The sequence below is a fragment of the Psychrosphaera sp. genome, from assembly GCF_982872775.1.
Genome location: NZ_CEYNSH010000008.1, coordinates 58,180 through 71,573 on the forward strand (window position 1 = coordinate 58,180; position 13,394 = coordinate 71,573).

Sequence of the window (13,394 nt, forward strand, 5' to 3'; positions counted from 1 at the left end):
CCCCGTTTAGATGAAACCAGAAACATCAAAGCCCCAACTGGCACAACATTTACCGCTAAATCTTGGCTAACAGAAGCAGCCAAGCGCATGCTAATGAACAATTTAGATAATGACGTCGCGGAACACCCACAAAACCTAGTCGTATATGGTGGTATTGGCCGTGCAGCAAGAGATTGGCCAAGCTTTGACAAGATTGTTGAAGTACTAGACAAACTAGAAGACAACCAGACTCTACTAGTACAGTCAGGTAAGCCGGTCGGTGTTTTTAATACTCACGAAAACGCACCTAGAGTACTCATTGCCAACTCAAATTTAGTTCCACATTGGGCCAACTGGGAGCACTTTAACGAGCTCGATAAAAAGGGCTTGATGATGTACGGCCAGATGACGGCCGGCTCTTGGATTTATATTGGTTCGCAAGGCATTGTGCAAGGTACTTACGAAACCTTTGTTGCGATGGCCAAACAACACTTTGGCGGCGATGCCAAAGGACGTTGGGTGCTAACCGGTGGACTTGGTGGCATGGGCGGTGCACAGCCTCTTGCGGCAACTATGGCGGGTTACGCTGCACTAGTCGTGGAATGTGACGAGTCTCGTATCGATTTTCGCCTTCGCACTGGATATGTAGATAAAAAAGCCACCAGTCTGGATGAAGCCCTTGAAATGATCAACGACGCCGTTGCCAACAAGGAAGCTATTTCAGTAGGACTGCTTGGCAACGCGGCTAATGTTTTTCCTGAGCTCGTCGCTCGCGGTGTAACCCCAGATGTAGTTACTGATCAGACATCTGCCCACGATCCGCTAAATGGTTACCTGCCAAAAGGCTGGACCATGGAACACGCCAAAGAAATGCGTGAGAAAGACGAAGCGGCTGTCGTTAAAGCCGCCAAGCAGTCAATGGCGTTGCAAGTTCAAGCCATGTTGACACTACAAGAGCGTGGTGCAGCGACAACCGACTACGGTAATAATATTCGACAGATGGCTTTTGAAGAAGGCGTCAAAAACGCCTTTGATTTTCCAGGGTTTGTACCTGCTTATGTTCGCCCTCTTTTCTGTGAAGGTATTGGGCCTTTCCGCTGGGTAGCTTTATCGGGTGATCCAGAAGACATTTACAAGACCGACGCGAAGGTGAAAGAGCTAATTCCAGATAACCCACACCTGCATAATTGGCTCGACATGGCACGCGAACGCATTCAATTCCAGGGACTGCCTGCTCGAATTTGTTGGATTGGCTTAAAAGACAGAGCCCGAATCGCTAAAGCCTTTAACGACATGGTGAAAAGTGGTGAGTTATCAGCACCAATCGTTATTGGTCGTGATCACCTAGATTCTGGCTCAGTCGCAAGCCCAAATCGTGAAACGGAAGCGATGTTAGATGGTTCTGACGCGGTGTCTGACTGGCCATTACTTAACGCTTTGCTCAATACTGCAGGCGGTGCCACTTGGGTTTCTTTACACCACGGTGGTGGTGTGGGTATGGGCTTTAGCCAGCATTCAGGTGTCGTTATTGTTGCCGACGGCACTGACGCTGCCGAAAAACGCCTCGCCAATGTGCTTTGGAATGACCCAGCGACAGGTGTGATGCGTCACGCCGACGCTGGATACGATATTGCGATCAACTGTGCCAAAGAACAAAACCTAGACTTGCCTTCAATAGACTATTCACAAGCAAGTAACAACGCTAAAAGTGCAACAAAACAGGCTAAAAAGGATTAATTCATGAGTCGTAATAATCAAACTGATAAACCTACTAATACTCATGAGTCGAGTGAAAACAACAAGCCTGTGTTTAAACTAACACTGACACCAGGCCAACTGACTCTTGACCAAATGCGTCGTATCTATGACTCGCCAACTCATCTAGAGCTCGATCCTTCTTGCATTAACGCAATAAATGAAAGTCAAAAAGCGGTACAACAAGTTATCGACGATGATCGTGTTGTATATGGCATCAATACGGGATTTGGCTTACTAGCTAACACCCGTATTTCTAAAGAAGAATTACAAATTCTACAAAGAAAAATTGTCCTGTCACACGCCGCAGGGACAGGTGAATTTTTATCTGAAGCCGTAACTCGCTTAATGATGGTGCTTAAAATCAACTCGTTAGCTCGAGGCTTTTCTGGCATTCGTCTTTCTGTCATCGAGGCTTTAATAAAAATGGTCAACGCAGGTGTGTACCCTTGTGTACCTGCCAAAGGCTCAGTCGGTGCTTCAGGCGATTTAGCACCACTGGCTCACCTAGTCTTACCATTATTAGGCGAAGGAAAAGTGTCCATTAACGGCCAAGTTTTCGATGCCGAAGTTGGATTGCAAAAATCAGGTATCGATGTCATTGCACTTGCACCTAAAGAGGGATTGGCGCTACTCAACGGTACTCAAACTTCTACGGCACTAGCATTAAAAGGTTACTTTTTAGCACAGGACTTGTTGGCATCTGCCATCGTCGTTGGTGCAACTAGCGTCGAAGCGGCACTGGGTTCACGCTCACCATTTGACGAACGTATTCATCTAGCCCGCGGTCAACAAGGTCAGATTGATATCGCTAGCGCATTTAGAATGGTATTGGGAGAACATTCTGAGATTGGTCAATCACACGTTAAATGTGAAAAGGTTCAAGACCCTTATTCATTAAGGTGTCAACCGCAAGTTCTTGGTGCCTGTCTGCAACAAGTTCGTCATGCAGGTGAGGTATTACAAACAGAAGCCAATGGTGTCACAGACAACCCGTTAGTGTTTTTAAACAAAGATGATGAAGGGCAATTTATTGGTGCGGATATTATTTCTGGTGGTAATTTCCATGCTGAGCCTGTCGCTATGGTCGCGGACAATTTAGCTATCGCTATTTCTGAAGTAGGTGCCCTATCCGAGCGCCGAATGGCGATGTTAATTGACTCGAACCTCAGCAAACTTCCGCCTTTCTTAGTAGACAATGGTGGCGTGAACTCTGGATTTATGATTGCTCAAGTGACTTCGGCAGCTTTGGCATCAGAAAACAAAACCTATGCTCACCCTGCCTCAGTTGATAGCTTGCCAACCAGTGCTAACCAAGAAGATCATGTGTCGATGGCCACCTTTGCCGCGCGAAGATTACAAGATATGGCAGACAATACATTCACCATTTTGGCCGTTGAATGGTTGGCAGCCTGCCAAGGTCTCGACTTTAGAGCGCCTTTAAAGTCTTCGCCAATGATTGAGGAAGCCAAACAACGATTGCGACAGCACGTTAGTTTTTATGATGAAGATAGATACTTCGCTCCTGATATTGAGGCGGCAAGTCGCTTGTTAAAGGATCGAGCATTAGCCACCTTATTACACGACTAAACTGTTTGCGCCATAATAGAAAGAAATCATAAAAAACCGGAACTTACGAGCCTAAAGGAATGACCTAACAAAATGTAAAAAGTTGTTACTTAATGCAATCTTACGTGATGTCGCATTGACTAAGTCGGTGCGACTCACTAGATTAGCATGTAACCATTTTATTCTACTTTTAGGTCGTTTTTGTTGCTAAATTTTAGGCTTTATTCAACTCATTTAAAAACGTTGCCCTTATTGTCGGTATTGGCTTTAAGTATTTTCCTCAGTGCTTGCTCGTCAACGCCTACTTGGATTAACAAAGCCAATTTAGACACCGAGACTCACTTTGTCTCAGTCGGAACGGCACAAAACCTTGAAGCCGCCCGCGCTAATGCTATTCAAAACCTTTCCAACCGACTCATCGTTAATGTATCAAGTAGCAGTTACAGTCAAATTGCCAAAGACACTAATGGCGCAACTGAGCAATCTTTTAGCTCTGTTGGGGTCAGTCAATCACAGGCCTTTAACTTTGTTGATATTAAAACAACCGCAAGTCATCAGGAAGATGGGCAATTTCACGCACAAATTAAAGTAAACAAAGACGCTTTTTTTAAACAAATCATTCAGTGGCTCGAGAATGAAATTCCTACAGGATTATTAACGACAGAACAAGCTATCGCCCAAGGGCTTAAGCTATGGCCAAAACAACAAAAGCTCGAGTCTTTTATAACGCTGTTAAGCCAATATCGTCCACAAGGACAACTTTACCAAGGCCGTCTATCGGCGTTTAATCATGAGTTTTATGACGCATTAGCCCAAACCAAAATTGATTTAATCGTTGCTGACATTCCTTCAATTGAGTCACTGGGAATAAAAAGCCGACTACAACAAGCTTTATCGGGCGTGACGAACAAAGCAGCAACCCACTCTATGATGACTGATGAGTCACTCTCAGAACAAATAAAAAAACGTATGGCATTGATTATCGTTGGTCCAAACCTAAAGGTTCACAAACAAGGTAACCTATTTGCGGTTAAGGTCAGTGGTGAAAGCGTAATTGAGGTAGACGGAAAGGTTCTTACCAAAGCGCCTGTTTTGGCAATTGGCACAAGCACGAGCCTCGCTGAAGCTAAGGCACAAGCTGTAGATATATTTGTGGAGCGACTTTTTGTTTTCTGATCAGCCCTTAAACGTTCACCAGCGTATTTTTGTTCAGCCGACGCAATTCGCTCTACGGGGGTTTTTCATGAGCCTGCGCGTCGTCGTGCAACTGAGACCCTACTTCACAATCATATGCCGTCTTTTATTAAGTGCCCTTGTTGCTGTTTGGCTGAGCGGATGTGCAATGCAACCAATGACGGGACCAAATGGGGAACACTACGTTGCTTTTAAAAACAAAAAACTGATCAGTAAAGAGCGAGCCAAGCTACTCAAAAGAGAAAAAAGAGCCTCAGTCATTCAAAGAGATATGAAAAAAGTTGGATTTAGTGTCCAACCTGTTTCGCCTGTTTTTGACAGTATTAATTACTCGGTATTGAGTATTTTTAGAAATCAATTTGAGCTTCTTGAAGAGTATCAAACTCTTGTAGATAACCATAAAGACGTCATGTCTTTTATCAACGCCAACGAAGGCAAATCTGCCAAGGAACTATTAGAGGAAGCCAAACGTCTCGACGAACAGTTAAAAAAGCAACATGACAGTGATGAAAAATACGTACCGATTGCTGAGAAAATGAAGCGATATCAAATGGCTACAGGGCGAATTTACATTGAGAATGGTCGCTTAGCTGCTGAGTTATTGGTTCAAGGCGTGAGGCTCGCTGCAGTATTGCAAAACAACTTAGAAGAAATCATTGGCATGGAAGGCTTTGCCATGTTGCTCAACGCCCATAAGGTGGCCGAACAAAGTCAATTAACCAAAGCTCGAATGCATATGAGCGCTGTCGCAAACGAATTTATAGATGATGAAAAGGCCGTGATAGATATCACCAAAGAAATCCAGAAGATCATCGACAATGAAATTTAATACAAGGAAATTATCATGATCCGCTTTACCTCTATTTTCGCTGTACTTGTTCTTGCAGGATGCGCAAGTAAACAAATCCAATACCCCGCTGAGCAAACTAATAATGCTAAGCCTCGAACACAAATGTCAAATATGCAAATAGCCAAAAGTGCATGGGATTTTGAGGACAAAGATATTCAAGTTCCGGCCAACTTTGACACTCAAGGATTGCAGCACTGTGATTCAGAAATGAGTCAGCTTTCGACTGACCAAGAGTTTGAACAAGCCTTTGCAGAGAACCTGGAAAAAGAAGCCTGTCCTTTGACCAAAAAAGCAATTCGTATTTATTTTGGTGAGAACAAGATCAATAGTAAAACCGAGTCTGAGCGTGCAGCCCTTGCCGAGCTTAACAACAAAAAACTTGGCTTAATGTTAGAAACCCAACTTGCCGGCGTGAATCGTTTTCGTATTGTTACCAATGACGATGACCTGGTTAATATGGAGCAACAAAAACAGTTACAAGAACAAGACGCTTCAACCGTTGCTAGCTTAAAGACAAACAATAAAGTTTTGCGTCCTGACTATGCAGTCAAAATCGATACTATCAAGTCTGCCGATCGTTTTTATGGCGAATATAACGGTGTCGCTCAATATTATGTCGAGATGACAACAAGCGTCATAGACCCTTACACCAAAGAAAAGCTGGCTTACCCAAACATAGGTAAAGTCCGAGTAAAAGCGACAGACATCAAAGCCAAAGAAGAACTTGTTTATACTGAAGTAAATGGAAAGTATTACACTGGATTTGACTACTCCGACGCAGAAAACGTTCAGGCAATGTTCAATTCAATGGCGTCTAAATCCTTTGATGTAATACTCGCTCGTCTACTCAAAGAAATGCCAGCTAGTGCCCAAGTTGTTGCCTTTAAAAATGGCCAAGCCACATTAGACAGAGGCCGTAACGCCGGTATTCTAAACAACGAAACCATGATTTTATTTCAATATGAACAAGGGTTTGTTGAGCCTATCGGAGTGGCTAATGTAAAGCCGTCAAGCAGCAGTAGCATCGCGCAAATTGTTAAGTGGAAAAACAGTAAAGTAGCCGACAATATAAAAGACGCATCAGATGGTGAAATCTATCGCACACCATTAAACAAACGAGTGTTTGCGGTTTCGGTAGGTATACCAGCGGACTACGTTAACAACCGACTCTAATGGGTCAGTTTACTTAATACCACAAATAAGAACATGAATTGCCCAATCAACCTGGAAAAATAAAAATGCGAATACTACCGACTCCGACATCTATTAACGCACTCGTTTTATTATTTTCAGTTGGTTGGGTTATGAGTCCAAACGCACAAGCCGCTTTAGAGAAAAGCGATAAAAGCGCCGATTATAACGCTACGAATAACTCATCTAGCCAGCATGATGTAAGCGTTTCATTTGATCCTCGAGCACGCCTCGCCAAAATAAATGTGCGTACTTGTTACAACGGCTCTGGAGCCAAAACAAAAGTAAGAAAACTGACGCCTTTCATCGTAACTGCGCACCTACAAAACCAGTACAATGATCTAACAGGTCGATTAGCCAAAACCTTTAAACTCAGTGACAGCCAAGTTGAACGTCAACTTTTGGTGTTAGGTATCAAAGCACAATCGGCTCAATATACACATCAATTTGATCAAATCGGCAACGAGACCTGTACACATGCAACGACGGTCATTAATGACGTAGGTAAGCCACTTAGTGATATGGCTTTGACGAACCTAATACCGTTTAAAGCAAAGTCTACCCTTTACTACTATGGTACTCAGGCACAAGCACAGAGCCGTATAAAACAATTTATACTTGAAAAAGAATATTCTTATTCTGAAGATCTAGTAGAGCAAGCCAGTAAAACGATTTATGACTCCGGCAAACGCCAATACATTGTTTTTGATTCTGCTCACTACAAAGAGTTATTAGAACAAATAAAGAAGTCGGTTCATCTAAGAGTAACGTCTTCTGAGTCAAGAGATGCCCTTGTTTACCAACAAGTGTTATCAGGGTATTTGACTCAATACGGCTTTGGCATTGAGTCAAATACCCAAAATGCCTATTGGCTGTTGGACTTTAATGTATCAAGCAACCAGTCAAGTAATGGCCAAACCTTTATAAGCCTACAAGTTAATGCCACACCTAAAGAGCAGTCCAATCAGTCTTTAATATTCAAAAATGAACCGAGTGCCATTGCCGTTAATGGTAATGATAAAGCCTCTATATCAAAAGCGGTTGAAGTGCACCTTGAGTTAATGAGGCTCGCTCAAAAGTTAAGTTCGACGCCTTAACATCATTCCAAACAGCGGTGCAGCAAAGAGTAAAAGCCCAGTTGGCTCGGACACTCCTACAATACCACCAGCGTTAGGGTCAGTTACAGGGGGCTGACCAAACCCAGGCGGTGAGGTAATTGGCGATGTTTGTCCTACTTCACCTTGAATGATCAAATCACTCAAAGCAAACGTCTCTGTTCCGCCATCAGCTTTGGCATACAAACTCAGCGTAAGCTCACTACCTTGGCCTACTATGCCACTTGTGTATTCACTGAACACATTGGTTAAATTAAAAGTAAAATCACTATCTGAGGCTTTGATGCCAAGTGGATCATTAAGTGTTCTTTGACTGCCGTCTGCCATCGTATAGTTTTGAACAAGCGCTGTTTGAGCTGATATATCAAATAATGTTTCCATGTGATCGGGGTGGAAAGAAGCCACCATGTAGAATCGGTCACTCGATTCGAAATCCCCCATCGCTGCGAATTTAGCAGAAACACTTAGATTGCTGACCCCCTCTGTATCAAATTTCCACTGAGCCATAGAAAGTGCGTCCGGATTACTATTATTAACTGAATCCACCACGCCAAATGCTTGAAAGTCTTGCTCAAAGAGTAGACCCTGATTGTCGAGTCGACCATCGGCAGTTAAATCAATTAACCCACTCGGTAGTTCATTAAGATTGTTACGATCAAACGTATATTTTTGAAATCCATCGTCGCGACTACTGAAAGAGTCTTTATATGGGTTGTTATATTCAAGCACATTAAACGAACGTTCGGCAGATGTATTACTGAGGTCATACGCAATGATATCAGCAGTAGCGATGGATGAGGTTGAGAGCAACAACATCCCAGTCATGGAATGTAAAACCTTGAGCCTAGTCCGATTTAGATTGAGGTTGAGTTCGGGTTGGTCTGCCATATATATATCCTAGTGTTAAAACAATAATTTGATTGGTTATTCAACACTAGTTAATACACTTGATATCGCCTACTGACCTTTACTCAAGCTATACCTAAATCTGTCCCTATAAGTTTAACTCCTGAATTTTGCGACTGATGGTATTGCGCCCCCACCCGATTCGCTTTGCAGCTTGCTGACGATGACCATTACTATGTCTGAGCGCTACATTTATAAGCGTTTTTTCAAACTCTGCTTGAGCCTGCTTGATTATGCCTGATTTTCCTTGGCTCAACTCATCATCCAACCAGCGCTCAAACAGTTCGGTCCATTCACCCGTGTCTTGAGATCCAGAGCTTGAAACAACGAGCCTTTCACTTTGACCCGATAGCATTTCAGGTGGTAAGTCATCAAACAAAATCTCTTTACCACTGGCCATGACAGTTAACCATCGGCAGGTATTTTCAAGCTGTCTGACATTGCCAGGCCAGCTATAGCCTTTTAGGAAGTCGAGTGCAGGTTTACTAATCGTTTTGGCATCTACCCCCAACTCTTTAGCCGCTTGAAATAAAAAGTGATGACATAACTTGGGGATGTCTTCTTCACGTTCTTTTAATGCGGGAATATGAATACGAATCACATTTAGACGGTGGAATAAGTCTTCTCTAAACTTGTGTTCGGCGACCAGCTGTTCCAAGTTTTGGTGCGTTGCAGCAACGATACGAACGTCCACCGAAATAGGCTCATGACCACCTACTCGATAAAACTGACCGTCGGCAAGCACACGTAAAAGTCTTGTTTGAACGTCCAGTGGCATATCGCCAATTTCATCCAAAAATAACGTGCCACCATCAGCTTGCTCAAATCGGCCCTTTTTGGTGCTTGCTGCACCTGTAAAAGCCCCTTTTTCATGACCAAACAACTCAGATTCGATTAAGTCCTTTGGAATCGCAGCCATATTTAAGGCAACAAACAATTCTTTTGCTCGCGGACTGTGTTTATGTAGTGCATGTGCAACTAATTCTTTACCTGTCCCTGACTGACCGTTGATAAGTACACTGACACTTGAACGAGACAGCCGACCAATGGCTCGAAACACCTCTTGCATTGCAGGTGCTTCACCGATGATTTCTGAAACCGTCTCTTCTACTTTTGGCGACTTCTTTGCCGCTCGCTTTTTTCCATGTTCGACAGCGCGCTTAGCTAGGCTCACCGCTTCATCGATATCAAATGGTTTTGGTAAGTATTCAAATGCACCTTGTTGAAAAGCATTTACAGCCGAATCTAAATCAGAGTGAGCGGTCATGATAATGACAGGTAAATCAGGATAATGACTTTGAATTTCCGCTAACAAAGCCATTCCGTCCATATTTGGCATTCTGATATCGGAAATAATTGCTTCGGGCTGATCGTATTCCAATCGTTGTAAGATTAAGTCTGCCGATGCAAATGATTCCACTTCAAACCCATCAGCCTGCAAGGCTTTTTCTAATACCCAACGAATTGAGTTGTCGTCATCCACTACCCATACTCTATTCATATTTGTTCCTAACTTGCCTCTACCACTGGTAGGTAAATAATAAATTCCGTTTGACCCGGCCAACTTTCGAGCTCAATCTGACCTTGATGCTGATCGATTAAGGTTTGAGAAATTGACAGGCCAAGTCCGTTTCCGTCTGACTTATTAGTAATCATTGGATAAAACAAGGTGTCTTTCATTTCCTCGCTTACACCTGGACCATTGTCTATCACGCTGATTTTCAGAACCTTCTTAAAGCGGGTACCGTGTAATACTTTTGCACCTTCAAAACGCGTTCTAATAATCACTTTAGGTATTTGATTTACCTCAGCTGCCTCATCATGACCTGCAGGTTGCGTTTTGAAATCTCTTAATGCCTGAACCGCATTTTGCATAATGTTTAATACGGCTTGCTCAATTTGATTTGGATCTAACACCGTAATTGGCAAACTTGGATCGTAGTCACGTTCGATTTCTAAGTCGCTAGGAGCTTGCACTTTAATTAGTGCATACACACGCTCTAGAACACTGTGAATATTGGTCGCTTCACGTTTTGGCGGTGTATTTGGCCCAAGTAGTCGATCCACCAAATCGCGAAGGCGGTCTGACTGCTCAATAATCATTTGGGTAAACTCTTTTAACTCTTCGCTTGGTAAAGAGCGTGAAAGTAATTGTGCCGCTCCTCTGATACCACCTAACGGGTTTTTGATTTCATGGGCTAGGCCGCGAATTAAGTGACGAGATGCACTAATATGGTGCTTTTGAGTATTTTCTTGATTGAGCTTACGCAAACTGTCATTCGTTCTAATTTGCAATAAACAAACAGGCTCTTCATTCAACATAGCTAAGTCGGCATTGACTTCTGTTATTGCGTGACGGCCGTCAATGAAAACCCACTCGACTTCGTGATCAGAGAAAGGCTGCTCGGTTTGCCATAACTGTTCAAGCAAGTGCACTGGGAACGTATGGTGTACCGGACAGGACAACAAAGGTTGTTCGATAAGTTTTTTACGGCCGAGGCCAAACAACATGACGGCATGTTGATTGGCGAACATGACTCTGCCCTGCTGGTCGATCAAAATCACCGCAAGTGAGAGTTGTTCAAGTATTTGTTCACTGACCGACGCACGTGTCGAATTCTTTGCCATCTAACCCTCGCACCATATTGGTGCAAAATAAAATAAGTGTAAGCCAAAACCGTGTTTGGCTCAAAGAATTCGCACCAATTTGGTTAGTTTACCGAGCCACGGTGAAGGAAAAAGGTTACTGGTTCACTTACTGCAATTACCTTGCCTGAACTGTTCCAGACTTCTAATTGCACTTTGTGGGCACCGCGATCGACATTGCGAAGAATAAAAACAGCTGACTTTTGTGGACCTTTGACCTTTTTATCATCCAGTTTAAGGACGACACTAAGACCGCGTTTAAATGCAGGTTTAATTGCCCCTGAAATATATACTGAGCCACTGTTGTCGCGGATAGTTTCTTCTTGGGTGGGTTTTAGAATCGATACCGTTAACTTCTCATCTTTCGCAGAAGTTGCCTTGTTTTCAAGAATGTCAGTGTCGACTGATTTGACTATATTTGGGGTTGAGTTTACATCCACTGTATCCGATTTCACGTCAGGCTGGGGCGAGTCAGAAAAGACCAACACACCTTCTGCGTTACGCCAAACGTAAATTTTTTTCTTTGTTGCTTCGGCGATTGGTACAAGTAATAAGCCAATCAACACTAGCAATACGAACTTCCTCATGTTCTCTCAATTCACTCTAGTAAATGATAGGTGCTAATTTAACCAATTTTGATTAATTACACCAGAAAAAAAAAGCCCGCTATATAAAGCGGGCTTTGCTACATACCTTTACATTATAGGCTGTAATACATTTCAAACTCAACCGGGTGAGTCGTCATATTTAACTTTTCAACTTCTTCACGCTTAAGACCAATGTAGGCATCAATCATATCATCTGTCATAACGCCACCAGCCGTTAAGAATGCACGGTCTTCATCAAGAGCGTTTAATGCTTCTTCTAAAGAAGAGGCAACTTGAGGAATCGCTGCTGCTTCTTCTGCAGGTAAGTCATATAAGTCTTTGTCCATCGCATCGCCAGGGTGGATCTTGTTTTTGATACCGTCAAGACCAGCCATTAACATCGCTGTGAATGCTAAGTATGGGTTACCTGTTGGGTCAGGGAAACGTACTTCGATACGACGCGCTTTTGGTGAAGGAACCACTGGGATACGGATAGAAGCAGAACGGTTACGTGCTGAGTAAGCAAGCATAACTGGTGCTTCAAATCCTGGTACCAAACGCTTGTAAGAGTTAGTCGATGCGTTTGTAAACGCGTTAATTGCTTTAGCGTGCTTGATGATACCACCAATGTAGTAAAGCGCTGTTTCAGAAAGACCGCCGTACTTGTCACCAGCGAATAGGTTTTCACCGTCTTTTTGAAGTGATTGGTGTACGTGCATTCCAGAACCGTTATCGCCAACAACAGGCTTAGGCATAAATGTCGCTGTTTTACCGTATGCGTGAGCCATGTTGTGAACAACGTACTTGTAGATTTGTACTTCGTCGGCTTTCTTAACTAACGTGTTGTAAAGCGCTGCAATTTCGTTTTGACCAGCAGTTGCTACTTCATGGTGATGCGCTTCAATTGTTAAGCCCATCTCTTCCATGACTAAACACGTCGCTGAACGCCAATCATGTGATGAGTCAACCGGTGGTACTGGGAAGTAACCGCCTTTTACAGAAGGGCGGTGACCCGTATTACCGTCTTCGTAATGCTTGTCTGAGTTCCAAGCTGATTCTGACGCATCTAGCTTGTACATAGAACCGCTCATATCGGTCTTGAATTTCACATCGTCAAATACGAAGAACTCTGGCTCTGGACCAACAAATACTTCATCTGCGATACCTTCAGCACGCATGTATTCTTCTGCACGACGTGCAACAGAACGTGGGTCACGCTCGTAACCTTGCATTGTAGAAGGCTCTACGATGTCACAACGAACGTTTAGCGTTGTTTCTTCTGTGAATGGGTCTAGTACTACTGATTCTGCGTCTGGTAATAAAACCATGTCAGATTCGTTGATTCCTTTCCAACCAGCAATTGAAGAGCCGTCGAACATTTTGCCATCTTCAAAGAAGTCTTCATCAATTTGATGAGCTGGGATGGTTACGTGTTGTTCTTTACCTTTAGTATCCGTGAATCGTAGGTCAATAAACTTAACTTCGTTCTCTTTAATTAGGTCTAACACTGCTTGAGACATGCTTTTCTCCAGATGAATGTATTGTCTTTATTTTTACCAAACTTGTCCGTTGGCTTTGGTTTGTGTGCAATAGAGCGAGATA

The 13,394-nt window shown here is 43.2% G+C and carries 11 protein-coding genes; 6 read left to right on the forward strand and 5 right to left on the reverse strand.

The features are described from left to right. The 6 genes from hutU to AC4E96_RS04030 all read left to right on the forward strand — a co-directional run. A partial coding sequence (gene hutU / locus AC4E96_RS04005) for a urocanate hydratase (protein ID WP_490254960.1) occupies window positions 1-1,716 on the forward strand: 1,716 nt, incomplete at its 5' end. Window positions 1,717-1,719: 3 nt separating this feature from the next. Next, the gene (gene hutH / locus AC4E96_RS04010) at window positions 1,720-3,324 is read left to right on the forward strand and encodes a histidine ammonia-lyase (protein WP_488031668.1); all 1,605 of its coding nucleotides are present in this window, start codon (window positions 1,720-1,722) and stop codon (window positions 3,322-3,324) included. A gap of 180 nt (window positions 3,325-3,504) precedes the next feature. Next, window positions 3,505-4,479, forward strand: a complete 975-nt coding sequence (locus AC4E96_RS04015) for an LPP20 family lipoprotein (protein WP_490254961.1) — start codon at window positions 3,505-3,507, stop codon at window positions 4,477-4,479. Window positions 4,480-4,645: 166 nt separating this feature from the next. After that, on the forward strand, window positions 4,646-5,326 hold the full coding sequence (locus tag AC4E96_RS04020; protein WP_490254962.1) for a hypothetical protein: 681 nt from the start codon (window positions 4,646-4,648) through the stop codon (window positions 5,324-5,326). 15 nt (window positions 5,327-5,341) lie between these two features. Then, a complete protein-coding gene (locus AC4E96_RS04025) occupies window positions 5,342-6,520 on the forward strand; it encodes a hypothetical protein (protein ID WP_490254963.1) in 1,179 nt (392 codons plus the stop codon). Window positions 6,521-6,651: 131 nt separating this feature from the next. After that, window positions 6,652-7,635: a hypothetical protein gene (locus AC4E96_RS04030; RefSeq protein ID WP_490254964.1), complete on the forward strand. Its 984-nt coding sequence runs from the start codon at window positions 6,652-6,654 to the stop codon at window positions 7,633-7,635. On the opposite strand, the gene AC4E96_RS04035 is transcribed toward AC4E96_RS04030, so the two are convergent. The 5 genes from AC4E96_RS04035 to glnA form a co-directional block, all read right to left on the reverse strand. After that, window positions 7,618-8,541 carry a hypothetical protein gene (locus AC4E96_RS04035; RefSeq protein WP_490254965.1) on the reverse strand — a complete coding sequence of 308 codons (924 nt, stop codon included), beginning with the start codon at window positions 8,539-8,541 and terminating at the stop codon, window positions 7,618-7,620. The genes AC4E96_RS04030 and AC4E96_RS04035 overlap by 18 nt on opposite strands. Window positions 8,542-8,647: 106 nt before the next feature. Continuing rightward, window positions 8,648-10,060 carry a nitrogen regulation protein NR(I) gene (glnG, locus tag AC4E96_RS04040; RefSeq protein ID WP_488031674.1) on the reverse strand — a complete coding sequence of 471 codons (1,413 nt, stop codon included), beginning with the start codon at window positions 10,058-10,060 and terminating at the stop codon, window positions 8,648-8,650. A gap of 8 nt (window positions 10,061-10,068) precedes the next feature. Continuing rightward, complete coding sequence (glnL, locus tag AC4E96_RS04045; RefSeq protein ID WP_490254966.1) at window positions 10,069-11,187, reverse strand: nitrogen regulation protein NR(II); 1,119 nt, start codon at window positions 11,185-11,187, stop codon at window positions 10,069-10,071. 83 nt (window positions 11,188-11,270) lie between these two features. Beyond that, window positions 11,271-11,792 carry a DUF4124 domain-containing protein gene (locus AC4E96_RS04050; protein WP_488031676.1) on the reverse strand — a complete coding sequence of 174 codons (522 nt, stop codon included), beginning with the start codon at window positions 11,790-11,792 and terminating at the stop codon, window positions 11,271-11,273. 113 nt (window positions 11,793-11,905) lie between these two features. Beyond that, a complete protein-coding gene (gene glnA, locus AC4E96_RS04055; RefSeq protein ID WP_488031677.1) occupies window positions 11,906-13,312 on the reverse strand; it encodes a glutamate--ammonia ligase in 1,407 nt (468 codons plus the stop codon). Window positions 13,313-13,394 lie beyond the last annotated feature (82 nt).